This window comes from Streptomyces sp. NPDC096324 (assembly GCF_044763015.1).
In the GTDB taxonomy this organism is placed as follows: domain Bacteria; phylum Actinomycetota; class Actinomycetes; order Streptomycetales; family Streptomycetaceae; genus Streptomyces.
Map to the genome: position 1 here is coordinate 272415 of NZ_JBIWFK010000011.1, position 23592 is coordinate 296006.

Annotated in this window: 19 protein-coding genes; 6 read left to right on the forward strand and 13 right to left on the reverse strand. The window is 72.4% G+C overall.

Annotation, left to right across the window (positions count from 1 at the left end):
* Positions 1–156: 156 nt before the first annotated feature.
* A complete protein-coding gene (locus ACIQ7M_RS29615) occupies positions 157–1173 on the forward strand; it encodes a hypothetical protein (RefSeq protein WP_403650135.1) in 1017 nt (338 codons plus the stop codon).
* Between the two features lie 378 nt (positions 1174–1551).
* Here the strand turns inward: ACIQ7M_RS29615 and ACIQ7M_RS29620 are convergent, their stop codons facing one another.
* From ACIQ7M_RS29620 to ACIQ7M_RS29640, 5 genes are all read right to left on the reverse strand, one after another.
* Positions 1552–3678 (reverse strand): 3-hydroxyacyl-CoA dehydrogenase NAD-binding domain-containing protein, encoded by a 2127-nt coding sequence (locus ACIQ7M_RS29620; RefSeq protein ID WP_403650138.1) that lies wholly within the window; start codon positions 3676–3678, stop codon positions 1552–1554.
* Positions 3675–4901 (reverse strand): acetyl-CoA C-acyltransferase, encoded by a 1227-nt coding sequence (locus ACIQ7M_RS29625; protein ID WP_355775684.1) that lies wholly within the window; start codon positions 4899–4901, stop codon positions 3675–3677. The genes ACIQ7M_RS29620 and ACIQ7M_RS29625 overlap by 4 nt, the downstream gene beginning before the upstream one ends.
* A 328-nt stretch (positions 4902–5229) precedes the next feature.
* Positions 5230–6507 carry a ribonuclease D gene (locus tag ACIQ7M_RS29630; protein ID WP_355776237.1) on the reverse strand — a complete coding sequence of 426 codons (1278 nt, stop codon included), beginning with the start codon at positions 6505–6507 and terminating at the stop codon, positions 5230–5232.
* Between the two features lie 182 nt (positions 6508–6689).
* Positions 6690–7352, reverse strand: coding sequence for a response regulator transcription factor (locus tag ACIQ7M_RS29635; RefSeq protein ID WP_019073943.1), 663 nt, complete (start codon positions 7350–7352; stop codon positions 6690–6692).
* Between the two features lie 291 nt (positions 7353–7643).
* On the reverse strand, positions 7644–8279 hold the full coding sequence (locus ACIQ7M_RS29640) for a DUF3000 domain-containing protein (protein WP_403650210.1): 636 nt from the start codon (positions 8277–8279) through the stop codon (positions 7644–7646).
* 216 nt (positions 8280–8495) lie between these two features.
* Here ACIQ7M_RS29640 and hemE point away from each other — a divergent pair, with 216 nt between their 5' ends.
* Complete coding sequence (gene hemE / locus ACIQ7M_RS29645; protein ID WP_355767669.1) at positions 8496–9563, forward strand: uroporphyrinogen decarboxylase; 1068 nt, start codon at positions 8496–8498, stop codon at positions 9561–9563.
* Between the two features lie 48 nt (positions 9564–9611).
* Here hemE and ACIQ7M_RS29650 read toward each other — a convergent pair whose 3' ends face one another.
* Positions 9612–10430 carry a rhomboid family intramembrane serine protease gene (locus ACIQ7M_RS29650; protein ID WP_355767672.1) on the reverse strand — a complete coding sequence of 273 codons (819 nt, stop codon included), beginning with the start codon at positions 10428–10430 and terminating at the stop codon, positions 9612–9614.
* Between the two features lie 211 nt (positions 10431–10641).
* Between ACIQ7M_RS29650 and ACIQ7M_RS29655 the strand changes: the two genes are divergently transcribed.
* Positions 10642–10971, forward strand: coding sequence for a hypothetical protein (locus tag ACIQ7M_RS29655; protein WP_355767675.1), 330 nt, complete (start codon positions 10642–10644; stop codon positions 10969–10971).
* 58 nt (positions 10972–11029) lie between these two features.
* Here the strand turns inward: ACIQ7M_RS29655 and ACIQ7M_RS29660 are convergent, their stop codons facing one another.
* Complete coding sequence (locus ACIQ7M_RS29660; RefSeq protein WP_386981154.1) at positions 11030–12448, reverse strand: FAD-dependent oxidoreductase; 1419 nt, start codon at positions 12446–12448, stop codon at positions 11030–11032.
* A gap of 27 nt (positions 12449–12475) precedes the next feature.
* Positions 12476–13564: a DUF4349 domain-containing protein gene (locus ACIQ7M_RS29665; protein ID WP_403650145.1), complete on the reverse strand. Its 1089-nt coding sequence runs from the start codon at positions 13562–13564 to the stop codon at positions 12476–12478.
* A 275-nt stretch (positions 13565–13839) separates the two neighbouring features.
* Here ACIQ7M_RS29665 and hemG point away from each other — a divergent pair, with 275 nt between their 5' ends.
* A complete protein-coding gene (hemG, locus tag ACIQ7M_RS29670) occupies positions 13840–15294 on the forward strand; it encodes a protoporphyrinogen oxidase (RefSeq protein ID WP_403650148.1) in 1455 nt (484 codons plus the stop codon).
* Positions 15295–15298: 4 nt separating this feature from the next.
* Complete coding sequence (gene hemQ / locus ACIQ7M_RS29675; RefSeq protein WP_355767686.1) at positions 15299–16030, forward strand: hydrogen peroxide-dependent heme synthase; 732 nt, start codon at positions 15299–15301, stop codon at positions 16028–16030.
* 105 nt (positions 16031–16135) lie between these two features.
* Here hemQ and ACIQ7M_RS29680 read toward each other — a convergent pair whose 3' ends face one another.
* From ACIQ7M_RS29680 to ACIQ7M_RS29695, 4 genes are all read right to left on the reverse strand, one after another.
* Positions 16136–17725, reverse strand: coding sequence for an alpha/beta hydrolase (locus ACIQ7M_RS29680; RefSeq protein WP_355767688.1), 1590 nt, complete (start codon positions 17723–17725; stop codon positions 16136–16138).
* Positions 17726–17895: 170 nt separating this feature from the next.
* Positions 17896–18687 (reverse strand): TIGR04222 domain-containing membrane protein, encoded by a 792-nt coding sequence (locus ACIQ7M_RS29685; protein ID WP_355767691.1) that lies wholly within the window; start codon positions 18685–18687, stop codon positions 17896–17898.
* A 196-nt stretch (positions 18688–18883) separates the two neighbouring features.
* The gene (locus tag ACIQ7M_RS29690) at positions 18884–19651 is read right to left on the reverse strand and encodes a DUF4142 domain-containing protein (protein WP_403650152.1); all 768 of its coding nucleotides are present in this window, start codon (positions 19649–19651) and stop codon (positions 18884–18886) included.
* A gap of 302 nt (positions 19652–19953) precedes the next feature.
* Positions 19954–21351, reverse strand: a complete 1398-nt coding sequence (locus tag ACIQ7M_RS29695; protein WP_403650155.1) for a DUF692 domain-containing protein — start codon at positions 21349–21351, stop codon at positions 19954–19956.
* Between the two features lie 336 nt (positions 21352–21687).
* Here ACIQ7M_RS29695 and ACIQ7M_RS29700 point away from each other — a divergent pair, with 336 nt between their 5' ends.
* The gene (locus ACIQ7M_RS29700; protein WP_386981168.1) at positions 21688–22506 is read left to right on the forward strand and encodes an SAM-dependent methyltransferase; all 819 of its coding nucleotides are present in this window, start codon (positions 21688–21690) and stop codon (positions 22504–22506) included.
* Positions 22507–22575: 69 nt separating this feature from the next.
* On the opposite strand, the gene ACIQ7M_RS29705 is transcribed toward ACIQ7M_RS29700, so the two are convergent.
* Positions 22576–23496 carry a helix-turn-helix domain-containing protein gene (locus ACIQ7M_RS29705; protein ID WP_403650159.1) on the reverse strand — a complete coding sequence of 307 codons (921 nt, stop codon included), beginning with the start codon at positions 23494–23496 and terminating at the stop codon, positions 22576–22578.
* Between the last annotated feature and the right edge of the window lie 96 nt (positions 23497–23592).

The following is a 23592-nucleotide window of genomic DNA, read 5'->3' on the forward strand; positions in this document are numbered from 1 at the left end:
CTTGACGCACAGGACTTGTTCCGGTGCGCCACGGGTGCCGCGCCGGTCCGCCCACGCGGCGCCGAGCGACCGTGAACCGCTGACGGGGAGGGGCGGGATCCGGCGAGCGGCATGCCCCGGATCAACGGGCGGTCCGCCCCCGATTAAGGTGAAGCGGTGAACGTCGACTGGCTCATACGCGGTCGCGACGGCAGGCTCAGTGCGTACCTGCTGTCGGAGGCCACCGTCCGCTGCCGGGCGGAGCGCGGACCCGGTGGCCCCTGGGACCCGCCCCGCACCGTGGGGGGCGAACAGCGCCTGCACTCCGTACTGGCCCTGGGGCAGGGGCCCGACCGCTACACCCATCTGGTCTCCTGGCGTCCGACGGTCCGGGACGAGTCGGGTCTCGTCCACTCGACCCACTTCCGGCCGGATCTCGCCGCCCTCGACTGGAGCCCGATCGGGCACCCCGACCGCACCGGGGACCGGACCGGCAACCCCGCCGTCGCGGTCGACGCGCAGGGGCGCGCCCATGTCTTCGTGCGCAACAGGGGCGGCGGAGTCAGCATGATCGCCCAGAAGGAGAAGGGCGGCTGGGGGCCCTGGCGCGACCTCAAGGGGCATGACGTCCAGGGCGACCTGGCGGCCGTGACCGGGATGTCCGGCCGCGTCGAGCTGTACGCGGCCGTCGCGGGCGGCGTGCTGCACTGGAGCCAGGAGGAGGCGGGCGCGGAACCCGCCCTGGACGAGGCGCTGGAGGCACCGGTCCGCGCGGACACGCTGCAGGCGCTCGCCACCTCCGCCGACTCGACCACGCTCTTCTTCACCGACACCTCGGGCGATGTGTGCGCCTGGCGTCCCGGTACCAGGCCCGTGAGCCTGCTGACTTCGGCCGGCCCGGGTCCCGTCCGGGTCATCCGCTGCCAACTGGACGGCCACGACTGCACGTTGCTCGCCCAGCGCGCATCGAGCGGCCGGGTGGCCTTCGCCGCCTACCCGACCGAGGACGAGTCGGCGGGCGCGTGGTGGACGGAGTCGGGTCCCGAACTCCCCGCCGACGCGCTGCTGGCGCTGGCCGAGGACGAGGAGGGCCGGGTGGTCGCCGCGACGCTCTCCCCGGGGCTCGGAGAACTCCGCGTAACCCGCCGCAAGGACGAGCCGGGCATAGCCCTGGAGGCCTGGCGCACGGTCTGACGCCGTTCACCGCTCACACGAACGAGGGCCCGGCCGCCACCTGTTCAGGTACCGGCCGGGCCCTCGCCCATGGTCGCCCGTGGTCGCCCGTGGGGGCAGGTCAGGAACTCCCGCCTGTGGCGGGCGACTTCTTCGCCGACTCGGGCCGTCGAGGTCGCAGTAGAGCCAGTACGCGGTACCGCCGGGCGCGAGAACGAGGACCGTCAGACCCAGCAGGTCTTCCGGCCGATCCGCCGACCGCCGGGGCGCTCGCGCTCGCCTCCCCGCCCTCCGCCGCCCTTTGACGGAGCGTCGGTCGTGGCGGTTCGCGGTGGTTGAGAACGAGAGAGGGCCTCCGCGCGGTGCGCGGAGGCCCTCTTCCCGTATGCCGTCAGGCCGTTACGCCGGAACCGACGCCACGCCCGGCTCCAGGAACCGCTTCCCGGTCACGCGCTCCGAGACGCCCTCGCGGTCCAGGTACGGCGTGATGCCGCCCAGGTGGAAGGGCCAGCCCGCGCCGGTGATCAGGCAGAGGTCGATGTCCTGGGCCTCGGCGACGACGCCCTCGTCGAGCATGAGCCCGATCTCCTGGGCGACCGCGTCGAGGACCCGGTCCCGCACCTGCTCCTCGGTCAGGACGACGTCGCCCTGCTTGAGGAGAGCCGCGACCTCGGGGTCCAGCTCCGGCTTGCCGGAGTCGTAGACGTAGAAGCCGCGCTTGCCCGCCTTGACGACGGCCGCGAGGTTCGGGGAGACCGTGAAGCGGTCCGGGAAGGCCCGGTTGAGGGTCTCCGAGACGTGCAGACCGATCGCGGGACCGACCAGCTCCAGGAGGACCAGCGGGGACATCGGCAGGCCGAGCGGCTCGATGGCCTTCTCCGCGACCTCGACCGGGGTGCCCTCGTCGATGACGTTCTGGATCTCGCCCATGAAGCGGGTCAGGATGCGGTTCACGACGAACGCCGGGGCGTCCTTGGTGAGGACCGCGGTCTTCTTCAGCTTCTTGGCGACGGCGAACGCCGTGGCCAGCGAGGCGTCGTCCGTCTGCTCGCCGCGCACGATCTCCAGGAGCGGGAGGATCGCGACCGGGTTGAAGAAGTGGAAGCCGACGACCCGCTCGGGGTTCTTCAGCTTCGACGCCATCTCGGTGACCGACAGCGAGGAGGTGTTGGTGGCGAAGATCGCGTGCGCCGGGGCGACCGCCTCGACCTCGGCGAACACCTGCTGCTTGACGCCGATCTCCTCGAAGACGGCCTCGATGACGAAGTCGGCGTCGGAGAAGCCCTCGGCCTTGTCCAGCACACCGGAGACCAGGGCCTTCAGGCGGTTGGCCTTGTCCCGGTTGACGCGGCCCTTGAGCAGCAGCTTGTCGATCTCGGCGTGGACGTAGCCCACACCCTTGTCGACGCGCTCCTGGTCGATGTCCGTGAGGACGACCGGGACCTCGAGGCGGCGCAGGAAGAGCAGGGCCAGCTGCGAGGCCATCAGGCCCGCGCCGACCACGCCGACCTTGGTGACCGGACGCGCGAGGGACTTGTCCGGCGCGCCCGCCGGACGCTTGCCGCGCTTCTGGACCAGGTTGAAGGCGTAGATGCCGGAGCGCAGTTCGCCACCCATGATCAGGTCGGCGAGCGCCACGTCCTCGGCGTCGTAGCCCTTCTGGAGGTCGCCGTCCTTGGCCGCGGCGATGATGTCCAGCGCGCGGTAGGCGGCCGGGGCGGCCCCGTGCACCTTGCTGTCGGCGATGAAGCGACCCCGCGCGACGGCCTGGTCCCAGGCCTCGCCGCGGTCGATCTCCGGGCGCTCGACGGCGATCTCGCCCTTGAGGACGGCGGCCGTCCACAGCAGCGACTGCTCCAGGAAGTCCGCACCCTCGAACAGCGCGTCGGCGATGCCGAGGTCGTAGACCTGACCGCCCTTGAGCTGCTTGTTCTGGTTGAGCGAGTTCTCGATGATCACCGAGACGGCCTTGTCCGCGCCGATCAGGTTCGGCAGGATCGTGCAGCCGCCCCAGCCGGGGACCAGACCGAGGAAGACCTCGGGCAGCGAGAAGGCCGGCAGGGCCGCGGAGACGGTCCGGTACGAGCAGTGCAGACCGACCTCGACGCCACCGCCCATCGCCGCGCCGTTGTAGTAGGCGAAGGTCGGGACCGCGAGGCCCGACAGACGCTTGAAGACCTCGTGGCCGCCCTTGCCGATGGCGAGCGCGTCCTCGTGCCTCTTCAGCAGCTCGACGCCCTTGAGGTCGGCGCCGACCGCGAAGATGAACGGCTTGCCGGTGACACCGATACCGACGATCTCGCCGGCCGCGGCCTCCTTCTCGACCTGGTCGATGGCGGCGTTCAGGTTCGCCAGCGACTGAGGACCGAAGGTGGTCGGCTTGGTGTGGTCGAAGCCGTTGTCGAGGGTGATGAGCGCGAAGCGCCCGGCACCGAACGGCAGGTCGAGGTGGCGTACGTTCGCGGACGTCACTACCTCGTCGGGGAACAGCTCGGCTGCGCCCTTCAGGAGTTCAGCGGTGGTCACTTGTCGCCTCCGGCGTCCTTGTGGTGCGGGTTCTCCCAGATCACCGTGGCGCCCATGCCGAAGCCGACGCACATGGTGGTGAGGCCGTAACGGACCTCCGGCTGCTCCTCGAACTGGCGGGCCAGCTGCGTCATCAGACGGACGCCGGAGGAGGCGAGGGGGTGGCCGTAGGCGATGGCGCCGCCGTACTGGTTGACGCGCGCGTCGTCGTCGGCGATGCCGTAGTGCTCGAGGAAGGCGAGCACCTGGACGGCGAAGGCCTCGTTGATCTCGAAGAGGTTGATGTCCTCGATCGACAGACCGGCCTGGGCGAGGGCCTTCTCGGTGGCCGGGATCGGGCCGTAACCCATGACCTCCGGCTCGACGCCCGCGAAGGCGTACGAGACCAGGCGCATCTTGACCGGGAGGTTGTTCTCGCGGGCGAAGTCCTCGCTCGCGATGATCGAGGCGGTGGCGCCGTCGTTCAGACCGGCCGCGTTGCCGGCGGTGACCCGGCCGTGGACGCGGAACGGGGTCTTCAGACCGGACAGGTTCTCCAGCGTGGTGCCCGGACGCATCGGCTCGTCGGCGGTGACCAGGCCCCAGCCCGTCTCACCGACCTCCGCATTGGTGTTGCGCACCGAGATCGGCACCAGGTCCTGCTGGATCTTGCCGTTGGCGTACGCCTTGGCGGCCTTCTCCTGCGAGCGCACGGCGTACTCGTCGGCGCGCTGCTTGGTGATGGTCGGGTAGCGGTCGTGCAGGTTCTCGGCGGTCATGCCCATGAAGAGGGCGGACTCGTCGACCAGCTTCTCGCTGACGAAGCGCGGGTTCGGGTCCACGCCCTCGCCCATGGGGTGACGGCCCATGTGCTCGACACCGCCGGCGATGACGACGTCGTACGCGCCGAAGCCGATGGAGCCCGCGGTGGCGGTGACGGCGGTCAGCGCGCCCGCGCACATACGGTCGATGGAGTAGCCCGGGACCGACTGCGGCAGTCCGGCGAGGATGCCGGCCGTGCGGCCCAGGGTCAGACCCTGGTCACCGATCTGCGTGGTCGCGGCGATGGCGACCTCGTCGATCTTCTTGGGGTCAAGACCGGGGTTGCGGCGCAGCAGCTCCCGGATGGCCTTCACGACGAGGTCGTCGGCGCGGGTCTCGTGGTAGATGCCCTTCGGGCCCGCCTTGCCGAACGGGGTGCGGACGCCGTCGACGAAGACGACGTCCCTGACGGTACGAGGCACGATGGCTCTCCTCCAGATGCGGGATGGCACTGCTGCGCGGACACACGCCTGAGCGCGCGCTCAGCACCCATGCTACTTACGAGTAACCAACCTGCCCAGTCTCGCGGGCGGGAGCGGCGAACGTCACATCCGGAAGGCCGAACGCCCGGCGGAACCGGCCATGATCGAGGGCCCAGGATCTTGGCGTGATCTCGTCGCCCGTTCGACGGGCCGACTGAGCCGTGAGGCCACGGAAAAGGCCTCCTGAGCCGAAGCGGATCGGATCAGGAGGCCTCTGCGCGGTGTCGTGCCCCGGGGCGGACCGCCAGCGGTCGCGCCCCTGGGCCCCCTAGACCGTCTTCAGCGACAGCGCGGTCACCAGTGCCGGGGTGACCAGCTCGACCTGCCAGGGCCGCGCCCCGCAGGCGGTGAGCGCCGCGCCGACGGACTGCGTGTCCGGCGTCGTGGGCGGCTCCCAGCACACGCGCCGCACGGTGTCCGGGGTGATCAGGTTCTCCTGCGGCATGTTCAGCTCCTCGGCCAGCGCCGACACGGCGGCGCGCGCGGCGGAGAGCCGGGCGGCGGCGGCCGGGTCCTTGTCGGCCCAGGCCCGCGGCGGGGGAGGGCCGGTCACCGGCTGTCCGGGCTGCGGCAGCTCGGCGTCCGGCAGCGCCCTCGCGCGGTCGACGGCGGCCTGCCACTGTTCGAGCTGGCGCCGGCCCATGCGGTGCCCGAAGCCGTTCACGGCGGCCAGGGCGTGCAGGTTCACGGGCACGGCCAGCGCGGCCTCGACGATCGCCGCGTCCCCGAGCACCTTGCCCGGCGAGATGTCCCGGCGCTGCGCGACGCGGTCCCGGGTCTCCCACAGCTCCCGTACGACGGCCATCTGCCGGCGGCGGCGCACCTTGTGCATCCCGGACGTACGGCGCCAGGGGTCCTTGCGCGGCGGCGCGGGCTCGGCCTGGGCGATCGCGTCGAACTCCTGCCGGGCCCACTCCAGCTTGCCCTGCCGGTCGAGCTCCTTCTCCAGGGCGTCGCGCAGGTCCACCAGCAGCTCGACGTCGAGCGCGGCGTAGCGCAGCCAGGGCTCGGGCAGCGGGCGCGTCGACCAGTCGACGGCGGAGTGCCCCTTCTCCAGGACGAAGCCGAGGACGCTCTCGACCATGGCGCCGAGGCCCACCCGGGGGAACCCGGCGAGGCGTCCGGCCAGCTCGGTGTCGAAGAGGCTGGTGGGGATCATGCCTATCCCGCGCAGGCAGGGCAGGTCCTGGGTGGCGGCGTGCAGGACCCATTCGGCCCCGGAGACGGCCTCGCCGAGACCGGAGAGGTCGGGACAGGCGACGGGGTCGATGAGGGCGCTGCCGGCGCCCTCGCGGCGAAGCTGCACGAGATAGGCGCGCTGGCCGTACCGGTACCCGGACGCGCGCTCGGCGTCGACGGCCACCGGGCCGGTGCCCGCGGCGAAGGCGGCGATCACCTCGGCGAGCGAGGCGTCGTCGGCGATCACCGGCGGGATGCCCTCTCGGGGCTCCAGCAAAGGGGTCGGCGCCGATTCGACGTCGTCCGGAGGGCCGCCTCCGGTGGTTCGCAGTGAGCTGTCTGCTGCGGTCTCTTGGGCGTCGGTCACCTGTCAAGGGTATCCGTGGATGGACGACGCCCGTCGACGGAACGTTCCGTCGACGGGCGTCGGATGGTCGTAAACCAGTCAGGTGAGCGCAAGACGGGGTTCACGCGCCGGGGGGCGGGCGGGCGGCGGGGAGGCCGCTCGGTGTCGGGTGCGGGGCATCAGGGGGAGGGGGTGGTGGAGGGTCAGTGGATGATTCCGGTCCGCAGGGCCACCGCGACCATTCCGGCGCGGTCGCCCGTGCCGAGCTTGCGCGCGATGCGGGCGAGGTGGCTCTTGACGGTCAGTGCGGACAGGCCCATGGAGACGCCGATGGCCTTGTTCGACTGGCCCTCCGCGACCAGCCGCAGGACCTCGACCTCTCGTCCGGACAGTTCGCGGTAGCCGCCCGGGTGGCTCGGGGCACCCGGGGGGCGGCGGTGCATACGGGCGGCGGCCGAGCCGATGGGCGCGGCGCCGGGCCGGGTGGGGAGCCCGACGTTCGTACGGGTGCCGGTGACGACGTAGCCCTTGACGCCGCCCGCGAGGGCGTTGCGTACGGCACCGATGTCGTCGGCTGCGGAGAGGGCGAGGCCGTTGGGCCAGCCCGCGGCTCGGGTTTCGGAAAGGAGGGTGAGGCCGGAACCGTCCGGCAGATGGACGTCGGCGACGCAGATGTCTCGCGGGTTGCCGATTCGGGGACGGGCCTCCGCGACGGACGACGCCTCGATGACGTCGCGCACTCCGAGCGCCCACAGATGGCGGGTGACGGTGGAACGGACCCGGGGGTCTGCCACGACCACCATGGCGGTCGGCTTGTTCGGACGGTAGGCGACCAGGCTTGCGGGCTGCTCGAGGAGAACGGACACCAGGCCTCCTGGGGTGCGGGACGGGACCGGCTCTGAGAGGGGCGAGCCAGGACGAACCGTGCTTTCAAGGTCACAGACGTCTTCGGCATCAAACCCGTCGACCTTTAGGGAATGATCACGATGGGGTGAGTAACAATCCGTGCAATTCGGACGCGCGATCGATCATCCGAAGATCGAACCGAGTCGTTCCCCGTCGTTCCTCGTCGATACACGGCCGAAAGTGGTCGTATCGACATGCGGCCGGTAAGGAAACGGAAAGGGCGCGCGCGTCGGCGCGCGCCCTCGGCGGGGTCAGCGGGACTGTGGTCCCCGGCGCTGCGGCAGGGTCACCACCGAGGCGTCACCCGGAGTCACCGGCGGCAGTCCGGCGATCTGGCACAGCAGGTCGCACCAGCCGGCGAGGTGCGCGGCCGTGTCCGGTACGCCGCCGAGGCCTTCCCGGGGTGTCCAGGACGCGCGGATCTCGATCTGTGAGGCGGCCGGACGCTCGGCGAGCCCGCCGAAGTAGTGCGAGCTCGCGCGCGTCACGGTGCCGCTCGGCTCGCCGTACGAGAGCCCGCGGGCCTGGAGCGCGCCGGTCAGCCACGACCAGCAGACCTCGGGGAGCAGCGGGTCGGCGGCCATCTCCGGCTCCAGCTCCGCGCGGACCAGGGTCACCAGACGGAAGGAGCCCTGCCAGGCGTCGTGTCCGGCCGGATCGTGCAGCAGCACGAGGCGGCCGTCGGCCAGATCCTCGTCGTCGGCGACGACCGCGGCCTCCAGCGCGTACGCGTACGGAGCCAGGCGTTGTGGTGGTCGCGTCGGGTCGATCTCGATCTCCGGCCGAGGCCGGGCGGCCCGCAGGGCGTCGACGGCCGCCCGGAAGGGTGCCGGGGCCGTCTCCGCCGCATTCCTGTCCCCCTCCTTCTCCTCCCTCGCGTCGTCCATTCCGCCAGCGCCGTCCGACAGTCGTCCCTGAGCCGCAGCCATGCCGGGAAGATTAAGGGGAACGGAGCCCGCGCGCAGGGAGAGACACCCGTGCGTGGGACCCCTGTCCGGATCACGCCGGGCGCACGCCGTCGCGCGAGCGGGCCGTCCGGAGGGGCGGCGGGCGCACGGGAGCCCGGGGCGGGGGCGCCGGTGAACCGTGGGAGACTTTCCGTCGTGAGCGCCAACCACAGCCCCGCCGGGCAGCAGCCGACAGCCACGTACGAGTCCGCCTTCCTCAAGGCGTGCAGGCGCGAGCCCGTGCCGCACACGCCCGTGTGGTTCATGCGGCAGGCCGGGCGCTCGCTGCCCGAGTACCTCAAGGTGCGCGAGGGCATCCCCATGCTGGAGTCCTGCGCGCGGCCCGACCTGGTCGCCGAGATCACGCTCCAGCCGGTCCGCCGGCACCAGGTGGACGCCGCGATCTACTACAGCGACATCGTGGTCCCGCTGAAGGCCATCGGCGTGGACCTGGACATCAAGCCGGGCGTCGGCCCGGTCGTCCAGAACCCCATCCGCACCCGCGCGGACCTGGCCCAGCTCCGTGACCTGACCCCCGAGGACGTCTGGTACGTCACCGAGGCGATCGGACTCCTGACGGCCGAACTCGGCGAGACCCCCCTCATCGGTTTCGCGGGCGCGCCTTTCACCCTCGCGAGTTACCTCGTGGAGGGCGGTCCGTCCAAGAACCACGAGCACACCAAGGCGCTGATGTACAGCGACCCGCAGCTCTGGGCCGATCTGCTGGACCGTCTCGCCGAGATCACCTCCGCCTTCCTGAAGGTGCAGATCGAGGCCGGCGCGAGCGCCGTCCAGCTCTTCGACTCCTGGGTCGGAGCCCTGGCCCCGGCCGACTACCGCCGTTCCGTGATGCCCGCCTCGGCGAAGGTCTTCGACGCCGTCGCCTCGTACGGAGTGCCGCGCATCCACTTCGGCGTCGGCACCGGCGAACTGCTCGGTCTCATGGGTGAGGCCGGCGCGGACGTCGTCGGCGTCGACTGGCGCGTCCCGCTCGACGAGGCCGCCCGTCGCGTCGGCCCCGGCAAGGCGCTCCAGGGCAACCTCGACCCCGCGGTCCTGTTCGCGAGCACCGAGGCCGTGGAGGCGAAGACCCGCGAGGTGCTCGACGCAGCCGCCGGTCTGGAGGGCCACGTCTTCAACCTCGGGCACGGCGTCATGCCGAGCATGGACCCCGACGTGCTGAGCCGGCTGGTGGAGTACGTCCACACGCAGACGGCCCGCTAGAGGCCGCGGCCGGCCCGCACCGGACCCCGCGGTCGGCCTCTTCACGCCTCACCAGCCGTGCCGCGCCTGTCTGCCCCACAGCAGGCGGCGCGGTTCGGGCGGTGGCGGGGTGCCCGGACGCAGCGGCCAGGCCAGCAGCATGCCGGCCAGGAAGCCGACGACGTGCGCCGCGTACGCCACGGTGCCCGCGGCGGGCACCGCGGCGCCGGACGAGTACGCGGCCTGGAGCACGAACCAGAAGCCCAGCACGAGCCACGCGGGCAGCCGGAGCGGCAGGAACACCAGGAACGGGACCAGGACCCAGACCCTGGCTCTCGGATACAGCACCAGATACGCGCCCAGGACCCCGGCGATCGCCCCCGAGGCGCCGATCAGCGGGTCGCCCGAGTCCTCGTTGACCAGGGCGAAGCCGTACGCCGCCGCGAAGCCGCACGCCACGTAGAACAGCGTGAAGCGCACATGCCCGAGCCGGTCCTCGATGTTGTTGCCGAAGATCAGCAGGAAGAGCATGTTGCCCAGCAGATGCAGCCAGCTCCCGTGCAGGAACATCGCCGTGAGCACCGACAGCGGCGGGGACTTGTCGTAGTCCGGCGGTCCCAGCGCACAGCCCGATCCGTGGACGCCGCCGGCGACCTCGCCGGTGGGCACCAGGCGGGGCATCCGATGGTGGATCAGTTCCTGCGGCACGGCGGCGTAATGGTCCATGAACGCGTGCAGATGACAGAGCTGCGACAGGGCGCTGTCGCCCGCCACCGATCCGGCGAGACCGGGGGTGTAGAGGAACACGAGCACATTGGCGGCGATCAGCGCGTACGTCACATAGGGCGTGCGCCGCACCGGGTTCACGTCATGGACGGGAATGACCACGAGGAACTACTGCCCGCGAAGCGCGGGGCGAATCCGTGCTCCACCGGGCCGGACGGGCCCACCACCGGGGCCGCCCCCCGGCTCGGTTTCCCGTCGAACACACTGAACACTTGTGCCCCCGCGGCCGTATGTCTCCTCAGCCCCCCGCGTCGCTCCGGCGACGTGACGGGGCACGACGACGCGACGACGTGAAGACGTGAGGACACAGGCCATGAGCGACCGAGTTATGCCTCCGATGCACGCCCTGCCCGACGGCGAGGCGGAGATCGCGCTGGTGCTGCACCTCCCCTGGGAGGATGTCGCCGCGCTCGGCCAGGAGGCCGGACGGCTCGCGGCCCGGCTCCAGCGGCCGGTGACCCTGGACGAGGCCGTCAGCCATCGTCTGCGGTCCTCCCGGCCGGCCGCGCACGCGAAGCCGGCCCAGACCCCGCCCGCGGTCACCGCGGCCGGCTCGGTCTCCTCGCTGCCGCCCCGGCCCGCCGAGCAGGCCCGGCAGGCGATCGACCGGATCAACGGATCGGCGGGGAACGAGTCCGCGTAGCCGGTACGGGCCGATGGCCGCCGGGCTGACCGTCCGGGGGACCGTCTCCCCGCGTCCGTCAGGGGGCTGCCCGGCGCACCTTCGCCACCGCCTTGCGGGCCGCGACCAGGACGGGGTCCCAGACCGGGGAGAACGGCGGGGCGTAGCCGAGGTCCAGCATCGTCATCTGTTCCACCGTCATGCCCGCGGTCAGCGCCACCGCGGCGATGTCCACCCGCTTCGCCGCGCCCTCCCGGCCGACGATCTGCACGCCGAGCAGCCGTCCCGTCCGGTGCTCCGCGAGCATCTTCACCGTCATGAGGGCGGCGTTCGGGTAGTAGCCCGCGCGGCTCGTCGACTCGATGGTGACGGTCTCGAACCGGAGGCCCGCCCGGCGCGCGTCCTTCTCGCGCAGTCCGGTGCGGGCGATCTCCAGATCGCAGACCTTGCTCACCGCCGTTCCGACGACACCGGGGAACGTGGCGTATCCGCCGGCCACGTTGGAGCCGATGACCTGCCCGTGCTTGTTCGCGTGGGTGCCCAGCGCGATGTGCCGCTCGCGCCCCGACACCAGGTCGAGCACCTCGACGCAGTCGCCGCCCGCCCAGATGTCCTCGTGTCCGCGCACCCGCATCGACAGATCGGTGAGCAGCCCCCCGTGGTCGCCGAGCGGCAGCCCGGCCGCGCGGGCGAGCGTCGTCTCGGGGCGTACGCCGATGCCGAGCACCACCACGTCCGCCGGGTACGTGGCGTCCTTGGTGACGACCGCGCCGACCCGCCCGTCGGCGCCGGTGAGGAACGCGGTGACCTCGGCGTCGTCGACCATGGTGATCCCGAGGCCCTCCATGGCGGTGTGCACCAGACGGCCCATGTCCGGGTCGAGGGTGGCCATGGGCTCCCTGCCCCGGTTGACGACGGTCACCTCGTACCCGCGGTTGATGAGCGCCTCGGCCATCTCGACGCCGATGTAGCCCGCGCCGACGACCACGGCACGGCGGCCCTCGGTCCTCGCGAGCGTGTCGAGCAGCGCCTGCCCGTCGTCCAGCGTCTGCACGCCGTGCACCCCCGGAGCGTCGGCGCCCGGCAGATCGGGGCGGACCGGCCGCGCGCCGGTCGCGATGACGAGCCGGTCGTACGACGTCCACGCCTCGGCCCCGGTGCCGAGGTCGCGCGAGCGCACCCGGGCGCCCGCGACGTCGATCTCGGTGACCTCCGTGCGCATCCGCAGGTCGATGGCGCGCTTGCGGTGTTCCTCGGGGGTCCGCGCGATCAGCCGGTCGCGGTCGGGGACGTCACCGCCCACCCAGTACGGGATGCCGCACGCCGAGTACGACGTGAAGTGGCCCCGCTCGAAGGCCACGATCTCCAGCTCGTCGGGACCGCGCAGCCGACGAGCCTGTGACGCGGCGGACATGCCCGCCGCGTCACCGCCGATCACGACCAGCCGTTCCCGGTCGCCCCGCCCGCCGCTCGCACCGTTCGTATCGCTCATACCCATACGAACACGCTACGGGGGCACGGCACTTCAGTCCTCCCCGCCACCTTCCCGACCCGAGCCGGAAGCGGTGCCGCCCGTCGGGCCGGAGGCCGGGTCGGCAGCCGGTTCCGCGGACGGTTCCGGAGCCGGGCGCGAGGCCGGAACCGGGGCCGGAACCGGGGACGGACCCTGGCTCGCGGACACCGCCGGAGAAGGAACCGCGGCCGCGGCCGGGCCCGGAGCCGCCGGGGACGGGCCCGAGGCCATCACCGGGGTCCCACGACGGCGCAGCCGCGGGCTCACCCCGCGCGTCCACACCAGGGCGATCAGGCCGAGGAGCACCGCGAAGGGGAGCACCGCCCCGACGGCCAGCGCCAGCCAGCGCGCCACGGTGACCAGCACGTGCCAGCCGCCCGAGAGCGCGTCGAGGAAGCCGGGGTCGGACTCCTTCTTCTCGGCCTTCTTCACCGGCGTCTCGGACAGCGTGAGCGTGATCGTGGCGAGGCTCGTGCGGTCCTTCAGCGACGCCTGCTGGGCGAGCAGCGCCTCCAGATCGGACTCCCGGGTGCTCAACTCCCCTTCCAGAGCCACCACATCACTGAGCTTGGTGGCCTTGTCCATCAGCTCGCGGACCCGGGCCACGCTGGCGCGCTGCGACTTGACCCGGCTCTCCACGTCCACGACCTGGTCGGTGACATCCTGCGCCTTGGCCGTCCGCGTGACGACCTTGCCGGCGCCCTCCAGAGCGGCGAGCACCTCGTCGTACCGCTCGGTGGGTACCCGCAGGACGACCCGGGTGCGCTCGTGGTCCCGGCCGTCACGGGTGGTGGTCTCGTCGCCGACGTATCCTCCGGCGTTCTCGGCCGCCGCGCGCGCGTCGTCCAGAGCCCCGGCGACGTCCTTGACCACGACGGTCAGCGAGGCCGTACGGATGATGCTGTTCACCGTCACCCTGGGCGGAGCGGCCGCCTTGCGGCCGTTCGGCGCCCCGCTCCCCGCGGCTCCCGAGTCCGCCTGCTGAGCGGGTGCGGCGTTCGCGTCGCTCCGCGCGACCGACTTGTCGTTGCTGCCTCCGATGTCGCTCGCCCCGCCGCATCCCGCCAGCGCGAGCGACGCGACGAGGAACATCCCGGCCATGACCCGGACGGGACGGACCACGCGCGCCGGTGACACGGACGGGGCCGACGGGACGCCCGAGCCGGACTCGCCGGGTGACGTGGGCCGGAGTGGATGTGCGGAGCCGGCTGTGTACATGCGGGTCTACCCCCCAGGGTGGTGACGACTGACGCTTCTTCGACGCCGGACGGGCACAGGACGTTGGCGTACTCCGGTCCCGATGCGGTCACGGTCCGGACTCGAAGGGGCCGCACGGCCCTGGCGAGAGGGCCGGTGGTGTCTGAGAGGGTGGGGCCATGAGCACATCGGGTTCGGGCACGGGGCACGTCGTCGTCATCGGAGCCGGCATCGCCGGGCTGGCGGCCGCACACCGATTGCTCGGGCGCGGCACACGCGTGACCGTCGTCGAGGCCTCGGACCGGGTGGGCGGCAAGCTGCTTCCCGGGGAGATCGCGGGCGTCCGGGTCGACCTGGGCGCCGAGTCCATGCTGGCGCGCCGCCCCGAAGCGCTCGACCTCGCTCGCGAGGTGGGCCTGACCGACGGGCTGCGGCCGCCGGCCACCGCCACGGCCTCGATCTGGACCCGCGGCGCGCTGCGCCCGATGCCCAAGGGCCATGTGATGGGCGTACCGGGCACGGCCGCGGCCCTCGCCGGTGTCCTGTCGGACGAGGGCCTCGCCCGCGTCGAGCGCGACGCCGAGCTGCCCCGCACCGAGGTCGGCGACGACGTGGCCGTCGGGGAGTACGTGGCGGCGCGCCTCGGCCGCGAGGTCGTGGACCGCCTGGTCGAGCCGCTCCTGGGCGGCGTCTACGCGGGTGACGCGTACCGCATCTCGATGCGTTCCGCCGTCCCGCAGCTCTTCCAGGCCGCGCGGACCCACGACTCGCTGACGGAGGCGGTCCGGGAGATCCAGGCCAAGGCGGCCGCGAGCGGGCAGACCGGACCGGTCTTCATGGGCATCGAGGGCGGCGTGGGCCGGCTGCCGCTCGCCGTGGCGCGTTCGGTCCGGGCCCGGGGCGGAGAGATCCTGACCGGGGCACGGGTGACGGAACTGCGCCGGACGGCACCGACGGGCTGGCAGGTGGTCGCCGGTGAGCGTGTCCTGCGGGCCGACGCGGTGGTCGTCGCCGTTCCCGCCCCCGCCGCGGCCGCGCTGCTGGGCGCCGAGTCACCCGCGGCCGCCGCCGAGCTGCGCACGGTCGAGTACGCCTCCATGGCCCTGATCACCCTCGCCTACCGCCGTGCCGACGCCGCCCTCCCCGAGGGCAGCGGCTTCCTGGTGCCGCCGGTGGACGGCCGCACGATCAAGGCGTCCACCTTCGCCTCCCGCAAATGGGGCTGGATCGCCGACGAGGACCCGGACGTGCTGGTGCTGCGCACCTCCGTGGGGCGGTACGGCGAGACGGAGATCCTGGAGCGGGAGGACGCCCACCTGGTCGACGCCTCCCGGCACGACCTGCGCGAGGCCACCGGCCTGGACGCCGAGCCGCTGCAGACCCGCGTCACCCGCTGGGACGACGGCCTGCCCCAGTACCCGGTCGGCCACCACGCGCGCGTGGCCCGCATCCGCGAGGAGGTCGCCAAGCTGCCGGGTCTCGTGGTGTGCGGCGCGCAGTACGACGGTGTCGGCATCCCGGCGTGCATCGCGAGCGCGTACGCCGCGGTGGACCGGTTGGGCGGTGACACGCGCGGTGTGCAGGAGCTCACCGCCAACCCGGTGCAGAGCCTGCACGGCGGCGCGGGAGAATAGCCCCATGAGCGACGACGCCCCCACCACCGAGCCGGCCAGGATCCCGAACAAGGGCAAGCTGGCCAAGGACCTGAACGAGGTCATCCGCTACACCCTGTGGTCCGTCTTCAAACTGAAGGACGTGCTCCCCGAGGACCGTGCCGGGTACGCCGACGAGGTCCAGGAGCTGTTCGACCAGCTCGCCGCGAAGGACGTCACCGTCCGTGGCACCTACGACGTCTCGGGCCTGCGCGCCGACGCCGACGTCATGATCTGGTGGCACGCCGAGACGAGTGACCAGCTCCAGGAGGCGTACAACCTCTTCCGCCGTACGAAGCTGGGCCGCGCCCTGGAGCCGGTCTGGTCGAACATGGCGCTGCACCGCCCGGCCGAGTTCAACCGCTCGCACATCCCGGCGTTCCTCGCCGACGAGACGCCCCGGAACTACGTCAGCGTCTACCCCTTCGTGCGCTCCTACGACTGGTACCTGCTGCCCGACGAGGACCGCCGCCGGATGCTCGCCGACCACGGCAAGATGGCCCGCGGCTACCCCGACGTCCGCGCGAACACGGTCGCCTCGTTCTCGCTCGGCGACTACGAGTGGATGCTCGCCTTCGAGGCGGACGAGCTGTACCGCATCGTCGACCTCATGCGCCACCTGCGCGCCTCCGAGGCCCGGATGCACGTCCGCGAAGAGGTGCCGTTCTACACCGGCCGCCGCAAGGACGTCGCCGAACTGGTCGCGGGCCTCGCCTGACCGTCCCGGCTCCTCGCTCGGCGGTCCCGGCACCTCACCGGCCGTCCCCGCGCGAAGGCGGGCGCCCCTCCGGGGGACGCCCGCCTTCCGGGTCTCCGGGGCCGGTCAGTGTGCCCGCGCCACCGGCTCCCGGTGCGGTGCGCATCCCGCGTCACGGTCGGGGAGCCGGCCCTCCAGGAGGTACGCGTCCAGATAGCCGTTGACACACTGGTTGGGGCCGCCCGCGATCCCGTGGGTGCCGGCGCCGTTCTCCGTCACCAGCACCGAGCCCCACAGCCGCCGCTGGAGTTCCTTCGCGCCGTCGTACGGCGTCGCCGCGTCCCGCTCGGCGGCCAGGATCAGCGTCGGCGGCAGCTCCCCGGGCAGGGTCCGTACGTCGAGCGGCTTCTGCCGGGGCGCGGACCAGTACGCGCACGGCAGGTTCATCCACACGTTGTCCCAGGTCTCGAACGGGGCGACCCGCGCGAGCCGGGTGTTGTCGCGGTCCCAGGTGCGCCAGTCGGTGGGCCAGGGCGCGTCGTTGCACTCCACGGCCGTGTAGACCGCGCTGCCGTTCTCCTGTTCGGCGGCGGCCTCCGGATGCGGTCCCGCCACCTGGATCAGCGGCTTCGGATCGCCCTTCAGGTAGGCGGACAGCGCCAGCGCGCGCTGCGGCCAGTAGTCGTCGAAGTACCCGGCCTGCAGGAACGCGCCCTGAAGCTGGGCGGGACCCACCGTGCCGCCCGCGGGCGAGGCGGCGAGCCGGGCCCGTGCCTTCTCGTAGGAGCGCCGCACGGCCTCGGCGGTGCGGCCCAGTCCGTACACCTTGTCGTGCCGGGCGATCCACGCGCGCAGGTCAGCCCAGCGGGTCTCGAACGCGGCCGACTGGTCGAGGTTGTTGGCGTACCAGACCTTCTCGGGGTCGGGGTTCACGGCCGAGTCGAAGACCATGCGGCGTACGTGCGAGGGGAACAGCGTCGCGTACAGGGAACCGAAGTACGTCCCGTACGAGGCACCCATGAACGTCAGCCTCCGCTCGCCGAGCGCGGCGCGCAGCACGTCCAGGTCACGGGCGTTGTTGAGCGAGGTGTAGTGGCGCAGGGCGGGGCCCGAGCGCCGGGCGCAGCCGCGGGCGTACGCCTTGGCCTCCGCGACCCGGGCCTTCTTGAACGACTCCGAGGGGATCGTCGGGGCCTGGAGGAGGGGCTTCGGGAGGTGCCTGGGGTCCCGGCAGGTCAGCGGCGCCGAACGGCCGACGCCGCGCGGGGCGTAGCCGACGAGGTCGTACGCGCCTCCGATCCGCTTCCATTCGGGCAGGAGGCCGATGAGCGGGAAGTACATGCCGGAGCCGCCGGGACCGCCGGGGTTGTAGACGAGGGAGCCCTGGCGCGGCACTCTGTGCCTCGCGTTGTGCGGGTCCTTGCCGGTCGCCCGCACCCGGCTGACGGTCAGTCTGATCCGTTTGCCGTCGGGGAGCGCGTAGTCGAGGGGCACCGTGACCGTGCCGCACTTCAGGCTCGCCGGCAGGTGCTCCTCCTTGGGGCACGTGCCGAAGCGGATGCCCGCGGCGGCGGCACGCCCGGCGGCGACGGCGGTGCCGCGCGCCTCGGCGGATCCGACCGGGGCCGGCCAGGCCTGCGCGCCGCCCGCGGGAGAGGCGACGAGGCCGGTCAGGAGCAAGGACCCTGCGGTTCCGTGGAGGACGGCAGCTCTCATCGCGAATCCCTTCAGCGCGCGGCAGCGACAGAAGGATGCTTCGTTCGGCGGTCGGCGAAGTAAAGCACCGCCCGCCGGTGTCGGCGCCAATGACCCCGATGCGCCCCCCTGGACTCCTTTCAGCCCCTTTGGGACTCTCGGGCGTGTCGGACGGGAACCCCGGACGCTTGCTAGCGGGCTCCCTCCCGCCAGGAGGTGTCACGGTCGCGGTGCGCCAGGGCCGCCCGCAGCTCGGGCTCGCCGACCGCGCGGATGCCGCGTACGGCGACGGAGGTGAGGTACGTACGGTCGTCACCGGACGCGTCGGAGTGCCGGGTCAGGGTGCCGAGCAGCCGCTGCCCGGCCGGGGAGGCCCAGCGGGTGCAGGGGTGCACCTCGATCCGGGCTATGGCGAGACAGCTCAGGGTCAGGATGAGCGGGAGCAGGAACCAGACGGCCACCGGGACGTCGCTGCCCGGGGCCTGGCCCGGCAGCAGCAGGGCCACGACACCCAGCGCGAGGACCCCGGCCGCGGCGGCCTGGACCTGGCGGACGGCCCCCGCGACCGTGGTGCGGGCCCCGTCGGGGACGGCGAGGCCGGCCGCGACCAGGCGGTCAGCGAGACCGCGTACGGAGTCGGCGGCGGCGGTGGCCGCCCGCAGCGGTGCTATCCGGGACTGGCCCTCGGGTCCGATCGCGCCGATGACCGAGCGCTCCATGTCGTCGCGACCGCGCGGGTCGACGACGGTGGCCCAGCCGGTGTGCGCGAGCAGCAGACGGCGCTGGCGGGCCATCGACACCAGGGTCAGGTCGGCCACCCGGGCCGGCCCGCCGGACAGGAACGCGGCCTCGTACAGCGTGAGGTCGTGCCCGTGCGCGGCGTCGGCGTCGAGCGACGCGGTGTGGAGCGCGGCCAGACACAGCCGGGTGCAGGAGACACCGGCCGCCACCCAGGCGAGGATCAGGAGAAGGACCCAGAACATGGCGTTTTTCTACGCGATGGCGCCGGGTGGGCGCCATGCCGCACCCACTATGTGGGACGCAGCCGTTGCCGGTCGGTGATGTTCCGTTTGTCGCGCGCCCCGGTGCTCGACCTCCGTCACACCCTCAACCCGTAGGGGGCGGGCCGCTCTTGAGGACCCGAAACCGGGCTCGCGCGGACGGCCCGGCCGCGATCGTTCAGGAGCCGGGCGACGGGTTGGGGCGCGCGGCGGCCGGGGGGAGCGGGTAGCCCGAGGACGGGGTCACCGGGACCGGCGGCGACGGGGACGGCACCGGGCCGGGCGGCGCGGGGGAGTTGGTGAGCGGTGGCGGGCTCGCGGTGGCCGCGTTCTCGGCGAGCGCGTCGAAGTCCACGTAGCCGGTCGCCTCGAGGACCTTGATGTGGTCGAGCACGGTGGTGTTGGCGTCGTCGGCGAGATCGCGCACGAGCGAGTTGCGGGTGTTCGCGCGGACCTGGGCGACCATGGCGAACACCTTGCCGTGCGCCGCGCGCAGGATGTTCGCGAAGTCCCGGTCGTACTCGGTGCCGTGCGCCGCGCTGAGCGTGGACAGCCATTGGCGCTGCTGCTCATTGGGCTGGTTGGGGAGTTCCAGGCTGAGCCGCGTGGCGACGCTGCGGACGCGCGCGTCGAGGAACGTGTGCCCCTCGATCAGGTGCTGTCCGGCCGTCCGTACGGCCTGGGTGGTGCCGCGCTCCTGGGCCTGCTGGCCCGCGGGCAGCTCCCACAGACCGGCCAGCCGGACCCTGGTGACGAACTCCCGGTCCAGGCCCGACAGCGGACCGTACGGGCTCGGCACGGTCCCGGAGTCCAGGGTGTCGAGGCCGGTGCCGGCGCGGTCCGCGTACGACCAGATCGGGAAGGCCAGCGCGACCAGGGTCGCCAGCAGGGCGGCGATGATGAGCCCTGTTCCACTGACCAGTCCGGTGTGGTTGTCGGATCGCATGGTGCCTCCTGTTGCGGCACCGCACGCTAATGCGCTTCGGGTGCGGGTTGGCATGCTACTGGGGGCGCTACGCCAACTGCCTTACACGAAGGACGGATCGGGACGAGGGTGGAAGGCGCCGGTTGCGGTGGTTCGTGCGTACGTCAAACCAGACGGAAGCATCCTTAAATGGACGCGCACATTGCCTTCACATGGTGGGGTGTTACTCCGCGCACACTCCGCGGCCGACGTGTGTCGGGCGCCCGGTCGGGGCGGCCCACGACGGCCGGGCCGCGCGGCGGCAGAACCGTCGGCGAGGCGGCTCAGCGGCGGAGCAGCGCCCTGCGGGTCGCCCTGGCGAGCCGGGCCACGGGACGTCCGGACAGCGGGGCGGGACCCGACCGCTCCAGCCACCACGCGCGCAACCGTCCGGTCGCGGCGCCCTCCGGGAGCCCCGCGAGCAGCAGGTGTTCGGCGAAGTCCAGGGCGTCGCGACGGTAACCGCCGGTCATCGGACGCCGCTGCGCGTACGCGAGGAACGCCGGCCGGTAGCCGTCGGCCAGGATCTCCGGCAGCTCCGGGGCCACCTTGGCGACGACGTCCGCCCGCTTGGCGGCGAGGGCACGCGCCTGCACCCCGAGGCGCACGCGGTCGAAGCCCTCTGGCGCGGGGGTTCCGGCGACCAGCGCGGACAGCAGGGCGGCCTGCGCCAGCGCCACCCGCTGACGGGGGGCGTCTCCCGCCTCGGTACGGGCGTCCGCCTCGGCGCGGGCGTCCGTCGCTGCCGCCTCGTCGGGCTCGGCCACCTCGGCGGGCTCGGCCGCCGGGGGAGCGGCGCCGGCCACCACCAGGGTCACCCTGTCGCGCGCCGTCTCCCGGAGTGGGTTCTCCGCCTTCTCCAGGGTTTCCCGGATCGCGGTGAGTTCCCGCTCCAGTTCGGCCGGGCCGGGGAAGTTCTCGTCGCGTTCGAGGAGGACACCCGGCGGGGTCACCCGGGACGCGAGGTCGGCGAGGATGTCGAGCACGGGCCGGGGGACGGGGTGGGCGTGGCTGTCGTGCCACACGCCGTCCCGCTCGAAGCCTCCGGCGACGTGTACGTAGGCGATCGCCTCGACGGGCAGCTCGTCGAGCGCCTCGGCGGGGTCCTCGCCGCGGTTGACGTGGTTGGTGTGGAGGTTGGCCACGTCGATGAGCAGCCGGACGCCGGTGCGGTCGGCCAGGTCGTAGAGGAACTGTCCCTCGGTCATCTCCTCGCCGGGCCAGGAGATCAGCGCGGCGATGTTCTCCACGGCGAGGGGGACGGGGAGCGCGGCCTGGGCCGCGCGGACGTTCTCGCACAGGACGCGCAGCGCGTCCCGGGTGCGCGGAACGGGCAGCAGGTGCCCGGCCTCCAGGAGCGGTGACGCGGTGAGCGGGCCGCCCGCCCGGACGAACGCGATGTGTTCCGTGACGAGGGGTGAGCCCAGCGCCTCGGCGCGTTCCGCGAGCGCGGCGAGCCGCGTCTCGTCGGGCCGGTCGGCGCCGCCGAGGCCCAGGGAGACGCCGTGCGGCACCACCGTGACACCCCGCTCGCGCAGCCGCAGCAGCGACTCGGGGAGATGACCGGGGCACACGTTCTCCGCCACGGCCTCGACCCAGTCGATGCCGGGCATCCTCTCCACGGCCTCGGCGATCTCCGGCCGCCACCCGATTCCCGTACCCAGCCGCCCCGGCTCCCTCATGTCCCCTCCTCCGTCACGGCCTCGGCCGCGCCTGCCGTACGTCGCTCCCCACGACGGCCGGTGCATCGGCGTGACCAGGTCATGGCCCCGGGAGCCGGGGCCGAACCCACCGGGGCGGACGTTCAGAGCAAGATTTGAGGTTCCGCGCCGCCGCGCCCATGGCACCGGAGCCCGTGGATCGGCCTCTTCGCGCCACCACGGCGGGCGAGGGGCGACAGTTGGCCGGAAAGCCCTGCCCCGTCCTTCGTTCGGGGGGTGGTAACGCCAACTTCCGTTTCCCTAAGATGGATTGCCGGCGGGGCCGGACAGGCAGGCCGACACTGATCTGGGGGAACGATGCAGCCTGGCGAGAAGCTGTCCACGTCGATCGATGCCACGGTGCCCACGGCCGCGCGCATGTACGACCACTACCTCGGCGGCAAGGACAACTACGCCGCCGACCGGGCGGCCTGCGAGGAACTGGACAAGGTCGTGCCCAGCACGCGCGCGCTCGCCCTGAACAACCGGCGCTTCCTCCAGCGGGTGGTCCGGACACTGGCGGACGGCTACGGGATCAGGCAGTTCCTCGACCACGGATCCGGCCTGCCCACCCAGAACAACGTGCACCAGGTCGCCCAGGCGGTCGACGGGACCTCCCGTGTCGTCTACGTCGACGTCGATCCGATGGTGCTGGTCCACGGCCGGGCCCTGCTCGACCAGAACGAGCGGACCGCCGTCGTCCACGCCGACCTGCGGCAGACGGAGGAGATCTTCTCCCACCCCGACACCCGGCGGCTGATCGACCTCGACCAGCCGGTGGCCGTGCTGTTCAACTCCGTGTTCCACTGCATCCCGGACAGCGAGACCGACGGGCCCGTCGCCGTGATCCGCCGGGTCACCGAGCGGCTGGCGCCCGGCAGCTTCCTGGTGATGTGCCAACTGGTGAGCGAGGACGCCGAGGTCCGCGACTTCGTCACCGGCTTCATGGACACCGCGACGCAGGGGCACTGGGGCCGGGTCCGTCAGGAGAAGGACGTGGAGGAGTTCTTCGACGGCATGGACGTCCTCGAACCCGGACTGGTCGAGGTGTCCACCTGGCGGCCGGACACCGACGTCGTGCCGCGCCAGCTCACGCAGGAGTGGATCGAGTTCGGCGGGGTCGGCCGGATCCGCTAGGCCCCAGGCCGTGTCCGCCCCAGGGACTGTCCGGGCGATCCCCGTCCGTCCGGCGACGCCGTGCGCGCACTATCCGCGGGCGTACCGCTGTTCCACCGTGGCGCGCAGCAGCGCGAGGGACGCGCGGGGACTGAGGGCCTCGTCGGCGAGCCGGTCCAGTACCACCCGGTACTCCTCCGTCTCGTCGCGGTCCTCAAGGAAGTTGGCGCTCCTGATGTGCTCCAGGTAGACGATGTCGGGCAGTTCGACGCCGCCGAAGCGCAGATAGGTGACGGGGATGGCCGGCGCGGAGGCGTTGGTGACGTCCAACGGCACGATCTGCACGACCACATGGGAACGCTGGGCCATCTCGATGAGGTGCTCGAGCTGGGCGCGCATCACCTCGCGGCTGCCCAGAACACGCAGCAGCACGGACTCGTCGACGACGGCCCACAGTTGAGGGGCGTCCACCCGGTCCAGCAGCTCCCGTCTGCGCATGCGCAGCTCCACCCGGCGCTGCACCTCGGCGGCGGGCGCCGTCGGCAGCCCGCGTTCCACCACGGCCCGCGTGTAGTCGGGAGTCTGCAACAGGCCCGGAACGTACTGGATCTCGAAGGTACGGATGGTCGTGGCCGCCTCCTGGAGGCCGACCAGCCGGTCGAACCATTCGGGCATCAGCCGCTTGTCGTAGCGCTGCCACCAGCCCGGCTCGCCCGCGCGCTTGAGCAGTCTGAGCAGGACCGAGATCTCGTACTCCTCGGTCCCGTACAGACCGAGCAGGGCGCGGACGTCGTCCTCCGTCGGTGGCCGACGGCCCTTGCCCGCCTCTATGCGCGACAGTTTCGCCGCGCTGAACCCGAGGGAGCGCGCCGCCTGTTCCTGGGAGAGCCCGGCGTCCTCGCGGGCGCCGGCGAGCTGCACGCCGACCAGCATCTTCAGCAGAGTGGGGGCGGGCTCCTCCCGGCTCAGATACGGTTCGAGACGGGAGACGCGGGGTGACTCGACGGACATCCTGACTCCCAGTCGAACGGCAGAAGACAGCCAAAATTATCGCACTGCGCCGGACTCTGCCGCATGGAGAGACAGAAGTGGACAACTTTCCTTCCG